Annotated in this window: 22 protein-coding genes and 3 pseudogenes; 2 read left to right on the top strand and 23 right to left on the bottom strand. The window is 57.5% G+C overall.

Annotation, left to right across the window (positions count from 1 at the left end):
• Positions 1 to 5: 5 nt before the first annotated feature.
• The 4 genes from AC2FJC_RS12815 to AC2FJC_RS12800 all read right to left on the bottom strand — a co-directional run bounded on the left by AC2FJC_RS12815 (position 6) and on the right by AC2FJC_RS12800 (position 3,721).
• Positions 6 to 734 carry an SDR family NAD(P)-dependent oxidoreductase gene (locus tag AC2FJC_RS12815; RefSeq protein ID WP_106607586.1) on the bottom strand — a complete coding sequence of 243 codons (729 nt, stop codon included), beginning with the start codon at positions 732 to 734 and terminating at the stop codon, positions 6 to 8.
• A gap of 169 nt (positions 735 to 903) precedes the next feature.
• A complete protein-coding gene (locus AC2FJC_RS12810) occupies positions 904 to 1,746 on the bottom strand; it encodes a fumarylacetoacetate hydrolase family protein (protein ID WP_496739805.1) in 843 nt (280 codons plus the stop codon).
• 12 nt (positions 1,747 to 1,758) lie between these two features.
• Complete coding sequence (locus tag AC2FJC_RS12805) at positions 1,759 to 2,505, bottom strand: SDR family oxidoreductase (RefSeq protein ID WP_496739804.1); 747 nt, start codon at positions 2,503 to 2,505, stop codon at positions 1,759 to 1,761.
• A 25-nt stretch (positions 2,506 to 2,530) separates the two neighbouring features.
• Positions 2,531 to 3,721 (bottom strand): pyridoxal phosphate-dependent aminotransferase, encoded by a 1,191-nt coding sequence (locus tag AC2FJC_RS12800; protein WP_496739803.1) that lies wholly within the window; start codon positions 3,719 to 3,721, stop codon positions 2,531 to 2,533.
• A gap of 95 nt (positions 3,722 to 3,816) precedes the next feature.
• Here AC2FJC_RS12800 and AC2FJC_RS12795 point away from each other — a divergent pair, with 95 nt between their 5' ends.
• Positions 3,817 to 4,242, top strand: a complete 426-nt coding sequence (locus tag AC2FJC_RS12795; RefSeq protein WP_496676975.1) for an Lrp/AsnC family transcriptional regulator — start codon at positions 3,817 to 3,819, stop codon at positions 4,240 to 4,242.
• 61 nt (positions 4,243 to 4,303) lie between these two features.
• Here the strand turns inward: AC2FJC_RS12795 and AC2FJC_RS12790 are convergent.
• The 19 genes and pseudogenes from AC2FJC_RS12790 to AC2FJC_RS12700 form a co-directional block, all read right to left on the bottom strand.
• A pseudogene (locus AC2FJC_RS12790) lies at positions 4,304 to 4,603 on the bottom strand (IS3 family transposase); the annotation flags it as partial.
• Between the two features lie 125 nt (positions 4,604 to 4,728).
• Positions 4,729 to 4,815, bottom strand: coding sequence for a plasmid mobilization relaxosome protein MobC (gene mobC / locus AC2FJC_RS12785; protein ID WP_367575553.1), 87 nt, complete (start codon positions 4,813 to 4,815; stop codon positions 4,729 to 4,731).
• 4 nt (positions 4,816 to 4,819) lie between these two features.
• Positions 4,820 to 4,906: pseudogene (locus AC2FJC_RS12780) on the bottom strand (RidA family protein); the annotation flags it as partial.
• Positions 4,900 to 5,154, bottom strand: a pseudogene (locus tag AC2FJC_RS12775) (IS110 family transposase); the annotation flags it as partial. The pseudogenes AC2FJC_RS12775 and AC2FJC_RS12780, both read right to left, overlap by 7 nt.
• A gap of 274 nt (positions 5,155 to 5,428) precedes the next feature.
• The gene (locus AC2FJC_RS12770) at positions 5,429 to 7,609 is read right to left on the bottom strand and encodes a type IV secretory system conjugative DNA transfer family protein (RefSeq protein WP_496739802.1); all 2,181 of its coding nucleotides are present in this window, start codon (positions 7,607 to 7,609) and stop codon (positions 5,429 to 5,431) included.
• Between the two features lie 33 nt (positions 7,610 to 7,642).
• Positions 7,643 to 8,947, bottom strand: a complete 1,305-nt coding sequence (locus AC2FJC_RS12765; protein WP_496739801.1) for a TraB/TrbI/VirB10 family type IV secretion system protein — start codon at positions 8,945 to 8,947, stop codon at positions 7,643 to 7,645.
• Entirely contained in the window at positions 8,947 to 9,762 is an 816-nt protein-coding gene (locus tag AC2FJC_RS12760) for a TrbG/VirB9 family P-type conjugative transfer protein (protein WP_496739800.1), read from the bottom strand. The genes AC2FJC_RS12765 and AC2FJC_RS12760 overlap by 1 nt, the downstream gene beginning before the upstream one ends.
• Positions 9,762 to 10,499, bottom strand: a complete 738-nt coding sequence (locus AC2FJC_RS12755) for a VirB8 family type IV secretion system protein (RefSeq protein ID WP_496739799.1) — start codon at positions 10,497 to 10,499, stop codon at positions 9,762 to 9,764. The genes AC2FJC_RS12760 and AC2FJC_RS12755 overlap by 1 nt, the downstream gene beginning before the upstream one ends.
• A gap of 57 nt (positions 10,500 to 10,556) precedes the next feature.
• A complete protein-coding gene (locus AC2FJC_RS12750) occupies positions 10,557 to 11,636 on the bottom strand; it encodes a type IV secretion system protein (RefSeq protein ID WP_496739798.1) in 1,080 nt (359 codons plus the stop codon).
• Positions 11,633 to 12,037, bottom strand: coding sequence for a hypothetical protein (locus AC2FJC_RS12745; protein WP_496739797.1), 405 nt, complete (start codon positions 12,035 to 12,037; stop codon positions 11,633 to 11,635). The genes AC2FJC_RS12750 and AC2FJC_RS12745 overlap by 4 nt, the downstream gene beginning before the upstream one ends.
• Entirely contained in the window at positions 12,037 to 12,795 is a 759-nt protein-coding gene (locus tag AC2FJC_RS12740) for a type IV secretion system protein (protein ID WP_496739796.1), read from the bottom strand. The genes AC2FJC_RS12745 and AC2FJC_RS12740 overlap by 1 nt, the downstream gene beginning before the upstream one ends.
• Before the next feature lie 23 nt (positions 12,796 to 12,818).
• Positions 12,819 to 12,998, bottom strand: coding sequence for a hypothetical protein (locus tag AC2FJC_RS12735; protein ID WP_496739795.1), 180 nt, complete (start codon positions 12,996 to 12,998; stop codon positions 12,819 to 12,821).
• Positions 12,995 to 15,436 carry a VirB4 family type IV secretion/conjugal transfer ATPase gene (locus AC2FJC_RS12730; protein ID WP_496739794.1) on the bottom strand — a complete coding sequence of 814 codons (2,442 nt, stop codon included), beginning with the start codon at positions 15,434 to 15,436 and terminating at the stop codon, positions 12,995 to 12,997. The genes AC2FJC_RS12735 and AC2FJC_RS12730 overlap by 4 nt, the downstream gene beginning before the upstream one ends.
• A gap of 1 nt (position 15,437) precedes the next feature.
• Entirely contained in the window at positions 15,438 to 15,728 is a 291-nt protein-coding gene (locus tag AC2FJC_RS12725) for a VirB3 family type IV secretion system protein (RefSeq protein WP_372579140.1), read from the bottom strand.
• Positions 15,728 to 16,030 carry a TrbC/VirB2 family protein gene (locus tag AC2FJC_RS12720; protein ID WP_496739793.1) on the bottom strand — a complete coding sequence of 101 codons (303 nt, stop codon included), beginning with the start codon at positions 16,028 to 16,030 and terminating at the stop codon, positions 15,728 to 15,730. Before AC2FJC_RS12720 ends, AC2FJC_RS12725 begins: the two co-directional genes overlap by 1 nt.
• 28 nt (positions 16,031 to 16,058) lie before the next feature.
• Entirely contained in the window at positions 16,059 to 16,706 is a 648-nt protein-coding gene (locus tag AC2FJC_RS12715; RefSeq protein ID WP_496739792.1) for a lytic transglycosylase domain-containing protein, read from the bottom strand.
• Positions 16,703 to 18,139, bottom strand: coding sequence for a DUF1173 family protein (locus tag AC2FJC_RS12710; RefSeq protein ID WP_496739791.1), 1,437 nt, complete (start codon positions 18,137 to 18,139; stop codon positions 16,703 to 16,705). Before AC2FJC_RS12710 ends, AC2FJC_RS12715 begins: the two co-directional genes overlap by 4 nt.
• A gap of 602 nt (positions 18,140 to 18,741) precedes the next feature.
• Positions 18,742 to 19,149, bottom strand: coding sequence for a thermonuclease family protein (locus AC2FJC_RS12705; protein ID WP_496739790.1), 408 nt, complete (start codon positions 19,147 to 19,149; stop codon positions 18,742 to 18,744).
• Positions 19,150 to 19,341: 192 nt separating this feature from the next.
• Positions 19,342 to 19,722, bottom strand: coding sequence for a hypothetical protein (locus AC2FJC_RS12700; RefSeq protein WP_496699159.1), 381 nt, complete (start codon positions 19,720 to 19,722; stop codon positions 19,342 to 19,344).
• 350 nt (positions 19,723 to 20,072) lie between these two features.
• Here AC2FJC_RS12700 and AC2FJC_RS12695 point away from each other — a divergent pair, with 350 nt between their 5' ends.
• Positions 20,073 to 20,627 carry a hypothetical protein gene (locus AC2FJC_RS12695; RefSeq protein ID WP_496739789.1) on the top strand — a complete coding sequence of 185 codons (555 nt, stop codon included), beginning with the start codon at positions 20,073 to 20,075 and terminating at the stop codon, positions 20,625 to 20,627.
• Positions 20,628 to 20,657: the final 30 nt, after the last annotated feature.

Here is a 20,657-nt window from a genome sequence, read left to right as displayed (position 1 = left end):
AAGAGTTAGTAGGTGGCCCGGCCGCCAGACAGATCGAATACAGCTCCAGTGGTGAAGGAGTTTTCAGGTGAAACCGCCCAAACGATCATCTTCGCGGCCTCTTCGACTTCCAGGAACCGGCCACGAGGGATTTTGGAAAGCATATAGTCAATGTGCTCCTGGCTCATCTGGTCGAAAATCCGGGTCCGGGCCGCAGCCGGCGTCACGCAGTTTACTGCAATATCGTAGCCAGCCAGTTCCTTGCCCAAGGACTTAGTCAAGCCGATCACCGCGGCCTTGGAAGCCGAATAGGCGGAAGCATTAGGATTGCCGTCTTTTCCTGCGATGGACGCGACATTCAGGATGCGTCCATAGCCTTGCTCTCGCATTCCAGGAACGCAGACGCGGTTCACATAGAATGTGCCGTTCAGGTTAATGTCGATGATCTTGCGCCAAGCTTCGGGATCGTAGGTGTCCAGCGGTTCGTTGGGACCTGCGATCCCAGCACTGTTGATCAAAATCGAAGGAATTCCCGCTGCCTCGCAAGTACGCTTGTAGGCCGCTTCCACCGAAGACAGATCGGTGATATCGCAGTCCACCGCGAAAGCATTGCCGCCCAGAGCAGCCATTGCGTCCCCGTTGCTTGCATCAATGTCCCAGCTGACGACCTTCGCACCTTTTTCGATCAGAAGCCGAGCCGCAGCCAGGCCTATTCCCTGCGCACCGCCGGTTACGATTGCAACTTGGTTTTCCATCACTTTGTCCTCCTGATGAAAATCACGGCTACAGGCAGCCTTCATTCACTGGGCTTGCCTTTTGAGACCGATATGGATGTAGGCCTCGGGAAAAGATGGACCGGGCAACCAATATAGCTGGCCCAGGAACAGCGCCAATGGGGTGAACGGCCTGGCGCCGGGGAGAAGGTCAGCACTGCACAACGTCCTGGCGCTGCACGCCCAGGCCTTCGATGCCGAGTTCCATCTTGTCGCCCGCCTTAAGGTATACGGGCTCAGGCTTGATCCCCATGCCCACACCCGGAGGTGTGCCGGTGGAGATGATGTCGCCTGGCTGCAGGCTCATGAACTGTGACAGGTAAGAGACGATGTGAGCCACCCCGAACACCATTGTGTTCGTGCTTCCGTCCTGGCGGCGCTCTCCGTTCACTTCCAGATACATCGGCAGATTCTGCGGGTCAGAAACCTCGTCGCGGGTCACCAGCCAAGGTCCAATAGGACCGAACGTGTCGGCAGATTTGCCCTTGGTCCACTGCCCTGCGCGCTTGTTCTGGAAATCACGTTCGGAAATGTCGTTGATCACGCAGTAGCCCGCAACATGTTCGAGAGCTTCTGCCTCATCGACATATTTTGCCTCTTTGCCAATTACGACGCCCAGTTCAACTTCCCAGTCGGTGGCCTTCGAGCCGCGGGGGATTTCTACCGTGTCGTTGGGACCGCAAATTGCCGAAGTCGCCTTGGCAAAGATCACCGGCTCCGGCGGCACCTCCAGCCCACTTTCCTCGGCATGGTCGGAGTAATTGAGCCCAATACAGATGAACTTGCCAACACCGCCGACGCAGGGCCCATAACGGTCGACCTCAACGGCAGGCAGCGACGACAGGTCAGCTTCGGCAATGCCGGCCAGGCCTTGATCCGTCAGAACCTCACCGGCAATGTCATCCGCCAAGCCGGACAGATCGCGGACAACACCGTCAGCGTCGACGATACCGGGTTTTTCGTGCCCTTTCGGGCCATAACGCAAAAGTTTCATGATAGTCTCCGTTCAGAGGGCCCAGCCGCCGTCGATGATATGGGCCTGGCCCGTGGTGAATCCGCTGGCATCCGAGGCAAGGTAAACTGCAAGCGCTGCAATTTCGTCTGCATCGCCAACGCGCCCCATAGGCTGGCGCGCGATGAATTGCTCCCGCGCCGCCTCGTAATCGCCCGTGGCCCGCAACCGGTCGTGCAGCGATGGGCTATCTACGGTGCCAGGGCAGATCGCATTGCAACGGATGCCTTGGGTTACGTAGTCAGCAGCGATCGCCTTGGTCATGCCGATGACCGCTGCCTTGGACGCGCAATAAACAAAGCGGTTTGGAACGCCCTTCAAGGAGGATGCCACCGAGGACATGTTGATGATCGACCCCTTGCCCTGTTCAAGCATGCCCGGAAGGACTGCCTTACACAGGCGGTACATGGCCTTGGCATTCAGATCGAAGGCAAAGTCCCAATCTTCCTCGGTGCTATCCAGGATGCTGCCGGTATGGACAAATCCAGCGCAATTGAACAGCACATCCAGCCTACCAGCTTCATGCAGTACCCGCTTGATGTCTTCGGGATCGGTTGCATCCAGTTTCCATGCGGTAATGCCGTCAATCGCATTGAGCTCAGCTAGCGAAGTCTCATTGATGTCTGTGGCAATGACCGAGGCGCCAGCCTGGGCAAAGGCCTCGGCGCTGGCACGCCCGATACCCTGCCCAGCGGCAGTAATCAGCGCGGTTTTACCCTCAAGGCTGAGTTGATACGTCATGTCTTTCCTCCCCGATATTGAGGCATCACTTCGAGAGGAACGGCTCGAGCCGCTTGAAGGCCTCTTCCAGCACTTCTGCCGGCTGCGCGTAGCAGAGCCGCAAATAACCTTCTCCCTGCGGACCGAACGCCACGCCCGGCGCTAGCCCGACCTTGGTCTGCTCAAGGATTTCACCAGCCGCAGCGAAGCTGTCAGTCAGCCCGTCAACTCGGAAGAAGCAGTAGAAAGCACCATCAGGCTCAATGAACTCCACCCGCGAAAAAGCGTTGAGGCGTTCTGCCGTGATTTCGTACCCAGCCTGGATCTTGCTCAGTAGGCTGGCAATTTCTTCCTCACCGTCGCGTAACGCGACAATGCCCGCTTCCTGGACAAAGCCGGCTGTGCAGGACGTGTTGAACTCGGTCAGCTGACCCAGCTTAGCCTCGAACGCGGCGGGAGCCACGATCCAGCCAAGCCGCCATCCGGTCATCGACCAGCATTTTGAAAACGAGTTCACAGAGATCAGCTGATCCTCAGGCTCTGCAATCGACAGGAATGAGGGCGCGTGACGCCCATGGCGGTAGAGCCGGGAATAAACGTCATCGGCAACGATCCAGATGCCGTGCCGGCGGCAATGCTCCAACACCAGACGCTGCTCCTCGGCCGACATGGTCCAGCCGGTGGGGTTGTTGGGCGAGTTAATCACCACCGCTTTGGTGCCCGGTGTCAGCGCCGCGATCAGCTCTTCCACGTCGAGCGCCCAATGACCGCCCTTCGGCACGATTGCCACGCTCGCAATCTCTGCACCGGTCGCCTTGAAAGCACCGATGATATTGGGCCAGCCCGGCTCCACTGCGATAACCCGGTCGCCGGGAGTCACAAGAAATTCAGCCGTCAGCATGAGGCCTTGCATTCCGGAAGGGGTGACTGTGACCTGAGCCGGTTTCAGACGGCTGCCCAGAAGTTCGTTGCTATAAGCACAAATCGCTTGCCGCAGCGCCATCGCGCCATTGTTCGGCTGGTACATATGATTGCCAGCCTTGAGCGCGGCAATTGCAGCGTCCACAATCAGTGAATTGGTCGGCCAGGCGCCTTCACCGAACCAGAGCGGCAACACGCCGTCTTGCTTCATGCCAAGCTCTGCAACCTCGCGGATCTTGGAGGCTTCCAAAGCCCGCGCACGGGACGAAATCGAGTTCAATAGTGTTGCGTTGTCCATAACGAAGATGTCAGTCAAAACGGCCCGTCCTGTCGATTGTTAAATCGATTGAAATCATAGGCAATATGCCTATACACTAGGCAATCTGCAATTTGGGACGGGCTTGGATATCAATGCGTGATAAGATCGACGAGCAAATACTTGAAGCGCTGCGCAGGGACTCGCGTGTGCCCGTCACCGATCTTTCGAGGAAGGTTGGCCGTTCGCGCACTGCGGTGCAGGCAAGGCTTTCAAGACTGGAGCAAACTCAGCAGATTCTTGGCTACACAATCAAGGAACCTTCGACCGTTGAAACAGGCGGCATAGGGGCAATTGTACTGATAAACATGGAAATCCGCAGCAAGGGGGAAGCAGCAGCACGCGAATTTGCGACCATGCCAGAGGTTGCAAGTTGTCTAAGAATCGTAGGAGACCACGACTTCGCGCTGCTCATCAATCCCATCGAAAAGCCGCGTCTGAATCTCGTGCTGGAGCAGATCTATAAAATCGATGGTGTCAAGCGTACCGAGACGATCATGGCTCTCTCCAAAGAGTTCTAAACGACTACCGGCTTCTATGGTTACTGAACCAGACCGAGTTTACCGGAGACGTTTGAGTTTGTCATTCTACGGCGATCTTAGCCGCGCAATCTGCGTTGTAGAAGTTCCTTTCTGCTGGTGCGGGTGAGATATACCCGAGCGGGCCGAAGAGGCGCTTTTCGTTGCACCAATTGACCCAATTGAGGGTTGCCATTTCCACGTCTTTCTTGCCACTCCACGGGCCTTCGTGTTCGATGACCTCAGCCTTGTAGAGGGCGTTATCGTAACTGTCCCCGCTACTGCCGACCGAGGCACCGACCTTCGCCTCGTCAAGGCGCTCGGAATACTTGATCGACAGGTATTGAGCCCCGCGGTCCGCATGTCTTCGAGAAAGCACTTGCGCAGCGCGGGTACATAATGTTCCACCATCGGAACCTCCTGTCATCAGATTGAGAAGGTCCCAATCTGATGACAGGTGCGCCAATCTACAAAATCGCAGCACTTCGCTTACAGCACACCGCTCGCCTCGTTCAAGCGCCGCGCAATCTGGTTGACGTTGTTGCCGGTGCGATTGAGCGAAGCCGAAACCCGCAACAGATCAATCGTAGGCCGCGTCCACTATAAACTCGACCCCAAGTTCTGCACGGGCTAGCTTGGCTTCGCCGCAGGCACGGGCTGGCGCGTGACATACGGTTTGACATAGGCCGCAGGCATGAGCCGCACATCATGACCAATTTCGGTCAGCTCGCGCGCCCAGTGATGGGCCGACCCGCAGGCTTCTTTCCCGACAAGGCAACTCGGCAATTTCTCGAAGAACTTAAGCAACTGCTTGCGTCGAATTGTTCGATTGAAAACAATCGCCCCGTCTGCGGTGATGCCGTGAGCTTGGAAGACGTCCTTACCAAGATCCAGTCCAACTGTTGTAACTTCCATGGTGGGGTTCCTTTCCTGTCAGAAGATGACTTCTACAGTATGCCGCAAAGCGCGACGGTTGGCTGCAGGCGCCATCCACCCCATCCGCGTCTGAGTTGTCAGACCAGGCTGCGGCGAAACTACAGTTTCGGTCTCAGCCAAATCCGCGCTGTCGAGCGGCTGCTTCGGTGATTTGCGCTGCGCTGCCACATCGAACGTGCCGCAGATGCAAACGGATGCTGCGTCAGCAACATGCCCAAAGGCCAATGTCTGGAGAGTCCCGCTTCTTACCAGTTTATGCCCCACGCAGCGAATGGCCACTGATCTTCGCGTTTTTGCCGTTGAACAGTGGCATCAGCCTGTTGACCAGCTCGTCAGGAGAGAGTCGACGTGCCAGATCGGCAAGTTCGGGCTCACTCTCCGGTCTGACCGGTGCCAGATTCAAGAGGCTGCCAAGGTTGACTGCAAAGCCTGGCGCTTTCACCGTTTCGATTGCTTGCATTAGTTGGCGGTCCAGGGGTGTTTCCTCGTTACCGGCAATCTCGCGCGGATCTTCGAAGTATCCGTAGCCGGACACGCCATGATCAAGATATCCATCGTGATCAGGATACCCATCGTCTCTGGGGCCCGTGACGGCCGCACGCTGCGACAAGGGCGATTGGCCGGCCAGCCCAGGCTCCTGTTCTTCGGTCACAGCCGATTTTGCCGACCCGGCACTTTTCAGGAACTCATCATACCGTGTCACAACCCCATCTTTAACCACTGGCACATCCGGCCAGGGCTTGCCCTTTTGGCTGTTGTTCAGCGCTTTGAAGCGATGGTCTTTGTAATATGACACCCGGTTTGTGCGGATCGGAAACATGCCCTTTCCGGTGATAATGACCTCTTCCTTGCCCAACCGGCCGATTTCTTCAGGTGTTAGGAGCGCCCGGCTTTTCTCCGACCAGCTTTCCGACCGACCGGGTTCTTTAGACCAGTTGCGCCCCGAGACGGATTTCTGTGTCACCGTTTTGTTGCCAAGCGCCTTGGACAGCTTTTGTTTTGTCTCCTCAGAATTGGGCGTCAGCCACACATGCAGGTGCGAGCTTTCAGTCAGGATTTCCTCACCTGCAGGGCCATAGTGTTCGCGCAGCGATGCCGGCGATTGTACGACCAGGCACAGCCGGCCACCATAGCCGGGTAGGGTGGTTACAGCATCGAGGACGCCTTGCATTTTCCCTAGCGAATGAAATTCATCAATCAGAAACAGAACCGGCAAGAAATCCTCACCCGAAGCCATGAGCCGTCGGCGTAGCGCGTTGATGGCGCATTGGATGAACAGACGCACCAAAGGCCGCGACACCTGCTTATGCGCTTCCGGAATCGAGATGTAGCAAGTTTGAGGTTCCCAACGCATCGATTCAAAGTCAAAATCATTGGTCTTTGTCGCGCGCACGATCGCGGGGTTGCGCCACGCATTAAGACCACCGCCCATCAGGACCGACAGGTAGATCCCCAACTGCTTGTTGTCCTGGCCCGCCATGCGCAGCATCGCGCCTTTCGAGACTGGATCAGGCGCGCGCGGGGCGAGGGCGGCAAACATAGCTTTGTAATCTGGAACCTCATCGTCACCAGCGACCTCCGGCGTCAACACCTGCAGCACGCGCCCAAGCGAGGGTTCCGGCTCGTTACAAACGATCGCCGCCGCGGCCTCAAATATTTCCTGGGCATCTTCCATCAAAGATACCTCAGCGCCGGTTGTGCTTTTGGAGGCCAACAGCGCCGAGCTGATTTCAGAGATCCGCACAAGCCGGTCTTCGAGGTCTGGCATTGCCGCAACCTCGATCAGCGGGTTGAAGCTATGCGACCGGCCGACAAGCGAGCCATCCGGATTGTTGGGGAACTGCACGTCGAACGGAGACAGGACCCTTACATTGTCGCCTTTTGTCAACCGCCGCCGCGACGTGGTTTCAAAAAGCTCGCCTTTGACGTCATAGACAATGAGCGAGCCGGGATAGTCCAGCAGGGTCGGGACGATGATACCGACGCCCTTACCGGAGCGCGGCGGACCCGAGACCAGCACCGTGCCTTGATCATCGGTATGGGCGCGCAGGTGCGGGGCTTTTTTCTCTGGTTTACCCAGCTTGCCCAGAACCAGCCCCCAATCGCTGACAAGCCGCGCCGTGCGGATCTCCTTCGCCTTGGCCCATCGCGCATCGCCGTGGGCATCGGTTGCTGTGACGCCAAACACCATGCCGCCGAACAGATAGGCAAGGCCCGCGCCGGTCATCAGTCCAAGCGTGATGCCACCCCAAAGCACCAGATCCCAATCCTTCGGGTGCAGATTATTGCGCTGGCTGAGCAGCAGCCAGGGCCGCCATGTTTCAATGTCGCCATTCACTTTCCAAGCAATCAGGAGTGCGGCCCAAAGCGGGATGCTGATGACGCCAGCTGCAATCGTGTAAGGAAGGTGGGTCTTTGCCTGTATGGTGCTCATGGCTTTCTCCTGCGGGGCGAGAATGTCAGGGGATCACAGGTACAGATCCCGCGAGACGAACACGTTGAACTGTTCGCCCTGGTCAATCCAGATCGAGGGTGGGATGGACAGGTATTCCTCAAACGCGCTCTGACCGGAATTCGCAAAACCATCTGTACCGGTTGACAGGTCGTTGTCGCTCAGAGTGCGGTTTCCGAAACTCGATATTCCCGAGAAGATCGAGATGAAGAACGCCGCTTCGAACTTGAGCCCGAAGTGATGCTGAACATTGCCTGTCAAACCGGCCCGCCCCAGCGCATCGACGCCACGCGAACCGATCATGATGGACCGCTGATCAGGGGTGATCACACGGTTCCAGGCCACGAGAACCCGGCGCTGTCCCAGCGAGATATCCGAAGAATACTCACCAATTAGTGTTGAGCCACGCGGGATCAGGACCGTTGTGGCATCAGCTGACCAGACATCCCGGCTGACACGACCGCGCAGCTCACCGGGCAGGTCAGATGAGATAGCCGTTTCGAGGGTGGCCGGGATCGTGCGCCCCTGCGGAACAAGGCGGTGAACATCTTTCAACTGCGTGGCCCGGGCCGTTTGCACCAAACGGGAGGCAGCGGCATCGAGGAAGTCGTTGCCGCTGCTGTTGTTGCTGCCCGTGCCTGCTCCCGGGCCCGTGCTGCTGCCGCCAAGACTGTTGGTCAATGGCTGCGCCAGCCGTTCCTCTTCAGCTTTGCGAGCAGCTTCCAGTCTCTGCGCTTCCGTGTCGCCATTTTGCGCTGTCTCTGCAGTTCGGCCCGGCTGTGTAACCGGCCTGTTCGCCTGTATCCGTGCGATAAGTTCACGCTGTCGCCGTTCTGCAGCCAGTCGGTCATCTTCCAGTTTCTTCAGGAACGCCTCCAACGCCGCCTCTTGCCGTTCTGCCCGCTTTTCCAGAGCTGCGAGGGCCTGTGCGTCCAGGACGGCGGTTGGCTCTTTTGGTTCTTCAGGAGTGGGCTCGGATTCCTCAGCCTGTGCGGCTTTAATCAATTCGCGCAATTCTGCCAATTCGGCCTCCAGCACCGCCACGCGCGGATCTTGCTGCGGCTCAACCGAGGCCAGCGGCTGCGTCGGAACTGTTCCGAACAAGCTGCCACCCTGACTGCGCGGATCGGGTGTCTGATTGACCTCGGGAATGATGCCAGTTCGACGCCCAACATCATCACCGCCGAGATTGATCCAGAGCGCCGCCCCAATGAATCCGACGAGGGCAAGCCCGCCTAGGATCATAGGAAGGTTGACGCCGCGCTTTCGCTCTTCTTCGGGTTCGATGCGATCCGACAGGAGTTTGTTTTGCTCTGACATCAGCGGTTCTCCCCAGTCTGATCAGCAGCCTGTTGCGATCTGCTTGCTCTTGGGCGGTTCGGGTCTCGATTCTGGTCCGTTTCATAGAGCGGGATGTTGAAGACGCAGACGACGTAAGGGCCGTCACGCAGCACCAGGCGCGGGTAAACTCCGGTCACAACAATGGTTCCGTCAGCCAGATCAGTGGAGTTCACCAGCCGCTCGCGGCCATCTGCCCCCATGGTGAAAATCGAGGGACGCACGCTTTGTTCTTTCAGGCGCAGGTAGGTCTTGCGGCCATCATCAAATGCCACCGCCGGGCGCAACAGCTTGTCACCGCTCGCGCTGTATTGGAGATTGGCGGGCCGCCCGGTTGTGTTGAATGCCGCTTGGATGTTTCCGGCCTGCCGAGGCCGGTATCCTTTTTTGCGATCCGGGTAATTGAAACGATAGAGGAACCCGACGTTTCCTGGAGGACCGCCTTTGTGGGCATGCAACAGGAACACATAGGTGCGCAGGTTGGTTTCCAGAATGAGGTTGCTGGCTTGCGGGGTGGCGTATTTTGCCTTGATGACAAACCCATCCCGCGCGGTGTTCGGGATGAAATCCCAGGTCTTGGGGTCGCCACGGACTTCATCAACCATCACCTCGCCCTCTTCCAGCTGGAACGTCGAGGCATAGCCGGTATAGGCGTTGATCTTGTAAACGTCGTCGGGATGATAATTGAGTGTCCTAATGCGGCCATCGGTGCGTGTGCCACGCCCTTGCTGTTCCGCAGACACCGAGACAGCACCCACGGCCAGCATCAATGCAGCGGTCAAAACAATACGAAGCATCAGCGGGCCTCCTCATCCAGGCGGTAATTGTTCACGCAGAAGCCGGTCGGATTTTCCCATCGTTCCTCGAGCTTCATGTTTCCGGTGCGGTCGAATTCGTAGACCATCGTCACCACAAAATTGCGCTCTGAGACGGGCGCGCCTTGTTGCGCCCGCGCGCTTTTCGTGATGCGCAGCGTGGCCGAATTTCCATTGTGCAGGGTGACAGACCGAATGCGGACATCCACGCGGCCATAGCTGCCGTAGATGTTCATGGGGCTGTTGGGGTTTTCCCCGTCATAGAGCGCCGCCAGATCTTCAGCTGCCCCGCCGCATGTCTGGCCGTAGACGAGGTTCAACCGATTGCGCTGGTCATGTGCGTCATAGGTTTCGCGGTCACGGGCATACTGGAACAACAGGGCCTGGGTGACATACTCGTCATCGTCCAATGTGAGATTACCCAGACGGGACTCCACGTTGACCAGGCCGGTATGTTTGTCGACGGTCATGGCGATGGGCACAAGCTGTTTGAGCGGAGCCAGGCCCATAACGGCGGCAACACCCATTATGCCGATGAGCGCTCCGATCCCGCCGACGGCATAGGCCAGCCGCGTTCGACGCTGCATCGAGAGATACAGTTCATCCTCCCAGCGGTCGTGGCCGTCATGAATTGTGGTGGTATCGGGCAGGGGAGAGCCATGATACTGCCCGTCAGGATTGAGCGGATCGGGCCTCAAATCTGCTGCTGCATGTTGCATCTGGTGACTCCTCGTCTGTTGCGGGGCCAGCCCGCCAATGATTTCAATGCGTTTTGATCAGCTTCCGCGTCGTCGGGCTTCTTCGACCATGCGTTCGGCCCCGCGCCTTACGGAGTCACGAACGCGCTGGTTATTGGCTTCTGTTCCTGATGGCCGATCGGCCTCATTCGCAGCACTTGCGCGCTGATTGGAGACGTCGCCGAGGTTGTTGCCGCCAGAGCTCGCGCCCGTCAGCTGGCCGCCAAGAAGTTTCACTCCAGCCTGACTAGCGCCTTTGATCTGTGACTCGCCGAGGTTCAAAGCCGCGCCGCCGATCCGCTGAGCAATCATCGGGCAGATCAGAAGCAATCCAGCAGTAATCCCGCTCATTCCGGCTAATTTGAACATCTCCAGAGGTATGTCGGCTCCTGAAGCAACACCGGCCGAAACTGCGTCAGCTGTACCCTCCGAGGCAGCGAGCGCGATGCCCATAACGCCAAAGAGCAGGATCTGGAATAGAACAAGCATCGTGATGCCGCGTACCCAGCCGTTGAAGATTTCTGCAGAACTGCGGAGATAGGCCCAGACTGCCATAACCGGGAATATGGCGATCAGAATGGCTAACAGAACTTTGGACGCGACGAGCAGCGCCAATGCGATGACAATCATGAATAGGATCGAGACCGAGGCGATCAGAGCCATCAGGACGACACCAAGAGCATCTCCGCCCAGATAGTCTGTAACGCCATAGGACCCCAACGCGGTGATGATGTTTCTGAATGCCGTGTTGGCGAACTCAGCAAAGGCCGTTGCAATGCCCCCTGCCGTTCCGCCCCCGCCAAATTCGCTGATGATTGTGTTCCCTACAGCCACCGGAAACCCGGTGATGAACGGATAGATAAACTGCGTCCAAAGGACGCCACCGGACACCGCCAAATAGAACAATGAAAATCGGAAAACGAAAGTTATGAAGCCATCGAGGGAGAAGCTGCCCCGATATGCTGCGGTTACCGCCCAGACTGCCAATGCGGCTCCGGCCAACAGTGTGAGGAATTGGGCGCTGGGGGTCGCAAGCGCCTGGAACACCTGCTGCGACCCACCGTTGATGATGTTGTCAAAACTCTGATCTGTTCCAACAAGGAAATCTCTGATGCTCATGACCCATCGTTCCTCTTTCTGAATTTTCGGATGCAATCCTTCACAGCCCGATCCGCCTCATCAAATGCGTCAGAGGAAAGCCCGTACTGATCCGAGATTTGCTCGACGGTCATACCCATCAAATCATCGTCGATCTCGACTTCTTCTGTGACCCGCAGATCCGGCTCTGGCATGGGTTCATCAGCTTCGAATGCTGCTTCGCATTTCTCCGAAAAGATGAAGCGGACTTCAGCCGATTTGCGCGCCATGGACACGTTCCAAGCCTTGCTTAGGCGAGATTTCTCTCGCTTTTCATCCGCGGTCATTGGTGCTTGCTCTGCAAATGCAGTGCCGGTCTGACCCGCCGCTAGAGTGATGGCGACAGTTGCTGCGATGAGAACTGTTTGGAAAGAAAAGCGCATTAGTTTGATCCTTCAGGTCTATACGCCTGGCGCGCGACGATATCCTGGCCGCGCAGGCGCTGGTTGACGATTGCGGCGTCCAGCTGACCTTGTGCAGAGAGGGTCTGCAACAAAGTGGCGAGCATCATGCCGTTCTCAACCGCTATGCGTGTGTTCAGATCAATGCTAGCTTTCAGATCATCGGTCGCGGAAATCTGCTCACGATAGCCGTCATAGCGCTCCATTGCTTCGCCCGCGCCTGCAAAGCCCTCTTCGGCGATTGCAAGGCCGGCAAGGCTAGACCCGCTCACCAGATCATGCGATTTTGTCGCCGGACCTTCCGCATCGCGCCCAAAGATTTGCAGCCCGGTCATTGGCTGGAAATCCACTTTCAGTTCTTCCATATGATTGCTGAGACGGTTGTTCACCGAATTCCCGGTCATCGACAGAGTTGACAGCGACGAGGATAGCTTGCGCGGCGTGATATCGCCGCTGAATAGGTTGCCTATCGTTTCACGTGCACCGGTGATGGCATTGTGCGTGGCTCGCGCCTGGCGCAATTGCTCCTGAAGCTCGTTCAACTGCAGCAGCGCGTTGTCCAGCATCTGAGTATCAAGATTCACCATTTCCCCGGTGGAACTCAGCAGGGCGATCAGTTCGGCATGTTCTGTGGCGCTATAAGTCGGAACACCCTGCGCGCTGGCAGTGTCGGCGGTCCCGACAATACCGGCCAGGACAAAGGTTGCAGCTGCGGCGGTGCTTTTGAGAACGGTTTTCATCATGAAGTCCTTTCAGGGGTTGGTCAGACTTTGCCGATGCTAAGCGGCGGAGTGGTGGCAAGGCCGGTCTGCGGAACGGGCACTGCATCTGCGATGTTGCAATTGGCCTTCAGCTCACGCGGTGGATCGACGACATCACCGGCGATCGTGCAGGCCCCAATCAGGGGCAGGCCAAGGGCAAGGAAAACAAGGGGGCGGTTCATTGGGATTGCTCCTCTGAGGGGGTGGAGGTCATGAAGGGGGCAAGCCAGCCATCTTCGCCATGCGTGGCGCGCAGCTGGTCCATCTCGGCAACGCTGTCGCCTGTGGCGGACAAGACCCGATAAAACTGTTCGGGCAGCTCAAGCCGCGTCGAGACAACGGCTGATCCGTCGCCATCGTTGATCAGCACCAGACGGGATTTGGGTGGCATGGACGAAACAGCACTGAACTCAGCCTCCGTAAGCCGGAACGCATCAACATAGGTTTTGCGATCCGCTTTTGGGTTGGCAAAGAAGATGCGGTTTTCCGTTGACTGAATCAGCGTGTCCGAGATTGAGGATTTGGCCGCATCTGAGGTCTCCTGCGTCATGAACACCAGAATGCCATCCAGCTTTCGGATGGTTTTGATCCAGTCCTGGATACGTGGACCAAACCGGGGATCGTCAAACAAAGCCCATGCCTCATCCACCATGATAATCAGCGGTTTGCCCTGCGCCAGTTTGCGCTCGATCCGATAAAACAGGTAATCCAGCAAAGGCAGTCGGATATCCGACGCCTTGAGCAACGCCGTCATGTCAAAAGCGGTCACGGCTTGATCGAGGCTGAAACTGTCCTCAGCATTGTCGAACAGCCAAGCGCGGCTGCCTGTCCCATGCCACTTGCTGAGCGCGTCTAGCAGCTGCATGGGCGCGTCCGCATCATCCACAGACCGCAGCGTGTCGGCAAAGTCCGAGAATGTGCGCAGGGCCGGATCACCATTGGCCAAGCGCCTAAGACCCGACGCAATCCGTCGTTCTTGTTCCGGCGTGAGTTTGTCCGCTCCTGTCAGCCGTTGAATGAAGCCCTCAAGCCATTCGATCCCGACCTCATCGGTGGCGACAGCAAACGGATTGAAGCCGAGGTTCATGCCGGACTTCATTTGAAGGTAAGTGCCGCCAATGGCTCGAATGAAGGTTTCCGATCCCCGGTCTTTGTCAAAGGCGATCAGGTGAGGGTGTTCGGACAGGCGGTAGCAGCTGGACATGAGGAAGTTGGCCAGCAGGGTTTTACCTTCTCCCGTGGCCCCAAAAATGGCCGTGGTTCCTGGTCCCTTGGATGTGTCAGAGCCTTCGCGGTGGAAGGAGAACCAATAGGGCGTGCCGCCCAGCGTCCGGAACGCCGCCACAGGGCCACCCCAGCGCAGTTTTTTCCGCGATCCCGTCGGCCAGGAATGCAGGTTGGCGAAGTCGGCAAAGTTCTTGTCGGAGACAAAGCGCTTTTTGCTCCGGGTCTGATAGGCGAAGTTGCCGGGCAGTTGCGCCCACCACGCCGCCTCCAACCCGATATCTTCGCGCCGGGTGCGCAGATCCGCACCCGTCAGACAGGAATTCGCGCGGATGGCCGCATCTTCCATCTCTTCGCGCGTGTCACCCAGAACAGAAACAGTGAAGTGATGCCGCCCAATGGACATGGCACGGGAGGCAACCGCGTCGCGTGCCTCTTTCAAGTCTTTCTGCAGGGTTTCCGCTTCATCGCCAGCATCTTTCATGCCCCGTTCGGCATCGCGGATCTTGGTGCCGCCTGACACACGGTCCATCGGCGCATAACATTGCGTTGCAATGAACTCGCAGCGTTCCCCCAGAAGCTCATCAAACATGTAGTATTTTGACCGTTCCGGATAGGCGTTGATTGCAAAGACTGCCGCAAAGCGATCCTTGTCCCCGCCCGGCGATAGGCTGTGAACGTGGTTTTTGCGGAAGGTGATGCGCCCGTTTGGCACGGCATCGGCCAAATGGGTCCAGACGGACGGGGCCTTTTGCCAAATCCCGCTTTGCAGCATCGAGAGGAAAGACAGCGTGCGGCTGCGATCCGCTTCCGAACCGGTGAGCCTACGCGTGCCGAAAACCGACAGATCCCGCATGGCCTGTTCTGCCGCCACATGCAGGGCCTTGCGGTTCTTGGTGCGGGCAGCGGTGGTGGCCGGGTCTGATGCCGCCGCCCGGAAAGACCGCAAACCGGCATCCAGCAGCCGCTTGCCGCTTGTGTAAGGGCGTCGAACGATCGTCAGGAAATGGCGCAGCTCAAAGGTTTCGTCCTGGTCCAGCTGGGCGCGATAGTGATGATCCAGGTCTTCGGAAAAGCCGGGGCCGTTCAAGGGGGGCAGCGTGTCGGACAGCTTCACTTTGGTGCGGATGATATGGCTGTAGAAAGCCGTCCGATTGTCTTCGAAACTGGATGCTAGGCGGGCCAGCGTGGCATTGGCGGCCTTGATGGTTTCACGATCAGCAGTTTCGTGGATGAACCCCTTGAGTTCCAATACCGCCACCAGATCACCGTTGCGGGTTGTGAACGTCCCGTCCTGCAGGAAGCGCACGAAAGGGATATGCGTGGTGGCCGGTACCTCGCGCGCGGCGCGGCGCGCGGACGGCATAGCCTTTTGAATCTCCGGGTGCATGTTCATGTCAGTCTCCGGCGTAGGAATTGCCGCCCCAGAAGGGCTTGTTTTTGGTGAAGAGTTTGCAGTCCGCCATCGTGGCGACGTGATCCGGCAGATACGGATCGACACTCACGATCCAGCGGGCGGCGGCATAAGACGGGGCGATGGCGAGCAACCCCCAGAAGCCCAAAAAGCCCTGGGTCATGATGAACGTCATCAAAGGGATGCTGATCGCTACGATGTGAAACGTCATTGGCATCCCGGCCCGTTCAGAGGGCCGGGTGATCGCCTGGAATATCCGGTTGTCGTCGCTCATCAGGTCGCAAAACCCTGAATGGCTTCGGCAATGCCAAACGCACCGTAGAAGATGCCCAGCACCACGAGGATCACAAAGAAATGGCCCCATGTGACCGGCACGCGCGGGCTGGCCGCCGAGATACCAGCGAGCGCAATAGCTGCACCACCGAGCAGAATACCGTTGGCACCTGTCACAAAGGTCCGGATCTGGGTCAGGATGGACACCGGCGCATCAAACAGCGATTGCGCCATGACCGGGCTACTGAACGCCACAAGGGCCAGCAGCGTCAGCGGAGCGACATTTTGAGGGTTGCGTTTCATGTAAGATAGTCTCCTTGGACGGGGGTGTTCAGGCGTCGGGCGGGAACCCGGCCCCTTCGAGAACGGTTGCGACGTAGTGGGTGGTTTCCGAGTAAGGCGGGATGCCCTCATAGCGTTCGACGGCTTTGGGCCCGGCGTTGTATGCGGCCAGCGCCAGTCGCCATGTGCCGAACTTCAGGAACATCGCCTTGAGATACCGAGCGCCGCCATCGAGGTTTTGCACCGGATCATGCGGATCGACACCAAGAGCCGCGGCGGTGGGTGGCATCAGCTGCGCCAATCCCAGTGCGCCTTTGGGGCTGACCGCGTTCGCATTCCAGCGGCTTTCCTGATGGACCAGCGCAAGAAACAGTGGCACCGGAACACCGTGGCGTTTGGCGGCGCGCTCCGCTTCATCGGCCCATTCGCCCTTGTTGCGCGGGCTTGCGTTCTTCGAGACAACCTGTTCCGGATTGCCTCCGTCCTCATATCTGAGGCATACCATTGCACCTGCCCGGAATGCCGGTTCCAGGCAGGTGCGGGCGGGGGCGGCCACACACAGCAAGCGCCCTCCACTCAACAGCGGGCCTTCACGGCCCGCACAAATTGCGGCCTCGTCATTCTGCGCCTGGGCAGATGAAGCGAGTGCTGCGATTAAAGGGAGGCTAATCAGCAACGGTTTGAACACGTTTTTCATGTGGGCCGACTGTTCTTTTGTGACATTGCGGAGGTTGAAGTAGGGGGAGCTTGCTGGTCGAACCCCATCCCAAATGTAGTTTGATTAGCATCCCTCTCCGTCGCGACATCGTCCTGTCGGCGGGGAGGGACTCCATAGGCGCCCTCGGGATCTCTTTTGGCCACGTTTTGACCGTCTGCGCTGCCTACAGTTTCGCCCGCGCCCCCCTCCGGTGGTCGTGAGTGATGGCTGGAGGGGGATGCGCCACGATGCGGGAACGGGCGCATCGGCCCATCGTCAAACCAGCACCAGCTCGCATACCGGCCTTCTTCAGAGGCTTTGGTGAGAAGTGCCAGCGCCCCGGCATCGTCGGGATTGTCTGCAACAAAGACGGCAATCGGATCTGTCGTATCCAGCAGGACGGCGGAGGCGATCGATGCGTCCAGTGGCAGGTTGAACCGCAATTGCTTTTGAAACGCGCGGGACTGTTCGGTCAGCGCATTCAGCATTTCCAGTTCGCGCAGGCCTTCAAACGGAATCCAGGTGTCCGTCACCAGCATCATTCCGATTTCATGCAAGACTGGATAACCTGCGTTTGCGATGGAGAAGCTGGCAATCAGGATGGCGTGGCCGGAGCCCATGGCTTCGATGAGCCGCAGCTGATCCCCGAACACCTTGTCGAACTTCTGCGCCAGATCCGCGTCAGCAAAAAACGAACAGTCTGGCGCATGTTTGAAAATGAACCGCGCACCATGCGCTGTGGGTTCCAAACCCTTGTATTCTGCAATCACCAGACCAAACGGGGTTGCGCCGTGCCCGGCAGAACGCAGGCTTGCAAAGACCCGGTTCCGACGGGCGGCGATCTGGGACTTGTCGTCGAGTTTGAAGTATTCGGGTACATAGAGGATGCGGGCCAGATCCTGACCCTTGACGATCTTCGCCGCCGCAGCCCGGCGCAGAGCGTGATGTATCACTCCCCAATACCGTTTTCCTTCCATTCTCGGATACCATTTGCCCAGATCCGCCTCATGCCAGAGGAAATGCAGGACAGAGGTGATCGTTAGCTTGCGCGGTGCGGCCTTGGCCTCGGTTGGCTTTGCACCGGTCTGTTCCGGTGCGGTGCGGCTTTTGCTGTTTTTGCGCAGCGGGAAGCCCAGTTTGAGCGTGGTTGTGCCGTCGTCAGGATCTTCGGTGATGGCCGACGCCTGGACCTTCGCCAGCCCCGACAATTCTTCAGGGGGCAGGAAAGACGCACAATCAATTGCATGATCCGGCCCCGTTCCCGGCATCCGTTTGACAATGAATTTGCCCGCCGTTGCCGCGATGTACATTTCCGGGGCAGGCGTGCGGCACCCACAGACCACACGGGTGCCCGCGCCATGCGCGACCGTCAGGGCGCGTTGACCCGCTTCGCTATCGACCACCAGAGGATTGCCATTCAGAAACAGGGTCACTCTGGTGCCCCCAGACTGCTTTGAGGCGTGTTGACAAATCCGTGATCGGGACGGGTTTTGGTTTGGTTTGAATAGGTTGGGTTGAGTAGCTTGTGGTACGTCGCATCTGGTGGATTGCAGATTGCGAAAATGTGGTTGGTGCGGCTCAATCCGGACCTGGCCACATTCTCTCTTCGGTGTAGCACCACATGCATCGAAGAGAGCTCAATTCTCAAACTGCAAGATGTTGGAGCGGATTTTGATGCAATATCGTAGGTCACAGTAGTTACCTCTTGAGGCGCAGTTAGGTCAGTAGAGTTTACATAATAAGTCTTATGAGGCGTGGCTCTGGCGTGCAGAGCGCGCGCCTACTGGACCCCTGAAGACCGCTCAGAAGTCGCTATTGCGTTCCGGAGTCAGGACCATTGACTCCGGCGCGTTTGCTGTCCTTTTTAGGAGCAGCATCGAGGGTTGCTGTATTCTTCATCGCTTACGGTTCTCTCTTGATGTTGTGGAATGCCCCGGGCTTGGGGCGTTTCGGGTCCTGTCGATTGCGCCAACAACCGACAGGACCGTTCTTTGCTCGATTAGTTTCCTTCCTCTTGCTGCATTCTAGTCTCCGATCAGCTGCACCAGGACTGGCGCATGCCACCGCCATAGGGTCGCGCAAGACCTTCAGAAATCAGGATGGTCCCGACGTTCTGTCCAGCCACACGTCCGACCGCCAGAAAACGATCATGCACGTCCAAATCCGATTCAATGACCAGCTTGATTTGGCCGGCCGTTTCGATGAGCTCCGTCAGCCGGGCTTTCGCCTTCAAGCCCAGAGCCCGCTCCGCATCACATTGCGGACGGTAAGTTTCAGGCGTGTCGAAGCCGACGAGGCGATAGCGATCGTCGCCATGGTCGATGGTATCGCCATCAACAGCGGCAACCTCGAAGGCGCTCAGGATCTTGGTCGTCTGGCCGAGGTGATGGTTTGTGATCAGAAGCCCGGCCATGACCGTGCAGGAAAGAAGGAGCTTTTTCATCCGCCGTGCCCTCCCTCTTCCAGAAGACAGCCAAAACTTGGGGCGACGGCGCAGTAAACATAACTGGGTTTAGGCCCTACCCCATACCAAGCCGGCTGAGCGGCGGCTTTTGATGCTTTTTCGAAGTTTGTGTGAGAAAAGGTTTGGTGCAGACGGCTAATAGCCATTGCCTGTTCTAAGTCTACCTTCGAACTACTTAGTTTCGCTGTCGTCTTCTGAATCGTCCTGATCAGGGTCTTTATCAAAATCCAGATTGATGTGCCCACGTACACCATCTGTGGTGATCGTAAGATCTTTGTGCAGGGTGATGTCAGTGCCCTGTCTGAAACGGGTATGGAAATTGAACAGGCCCGGAAATAGCGACAGTCTGCGGGGAACAACGCCTTGCGAAGTCGCCCTCTCAGAGATGAGGACGTTATCCTTCCCATCGTAGCGATATATGCAAATGTATTGCGGACGTCCATTTTGCCCCAGCTCGACTAGGTCATACCGAAATTCATAGTCCTTACCCGATTCAACAAGGTCACGTGCTTCGCCTTGTGTGATCAATGGGAAGTTCTTTCTGTGCGGCATGGTCGTCCCCCTATGGGACGACTTCTTACATCCTTTCGAAACCTGCGAAAGTTTAGATCTGGTATTTTCAATAATGTAAAATTTGAAATTTGCAAAACAGAAAATAATGTGTTCTACAATTTATGCAGAAATCAGCCTACACGATTCATACAGTCTCTGTTGCTTGAAAGGATCATACCATGTTTCGCATGACGCTACTTGGATGCACATCTGCCCTGGCACTCGGAGTCTCCGCCCCAGCACACGCCTACCCCATTGATTGCGCGATTTTTCTGTGCCTCGCTGGCGGGTGGCCGAGTGATCCCGATTGCAATACAGCACGGGCGGAGTTCATTCGGCGCATAACACCCATGCCGGTAGAGCCGCCGCTGCAACTCTGGCGTTGCCCGATGGGCGTTGCCTCCGGTTCATCGCAGCTCACACCGATGCAACGTCTGGAAGCAATCAAGGCTGTCAGTGCGACGACAACTCCTGAGCTGCCCGGCGAAGAAGAAAGTGCAATTGTTGTCGAGGCCTCGTTCACGCCAGAGTCGTGGTCAACACTTGGTACGACAGGAACACCATTGGCCAAACTGGTGGCTGGTTCTCCTGCCCTGCCCGAACCTTTACGTGCAAGCGTTGATCTATCGTCAGCGGACTTTGACGTTATCAGATCCATCCGCGTTTGGCATGTTCGACATTACAGCTACAAAGTCCGTGAGCGTGAAGGCCCATGTTCCACTCGCCTGGATATGGTTGTCGGAACCTATGACGAAAACGCCAATTTTTATTGGTCGGATCGCGCCCCGGGACAAAGACCAGATTGGCTACCTCTCCGCAAAGACTGCCCGAGCTACTTTCGGGGCGTTGGGGTGGACTGGTCCGACATTTTTGGGCGTTATGACTATGAGCTGGTCCCATATTAACAAGCGCACTCGGGCGGGCCTGCTGAGCAA

Source organism: Ruegeria sp. CDSB117 (assembly GCF_059611005.1).
The sequence above is the reverse complement of the archived record's forward strand: the minus strand, read 5'-3'. Positions and strand labels throughout refer to the sequence as shown.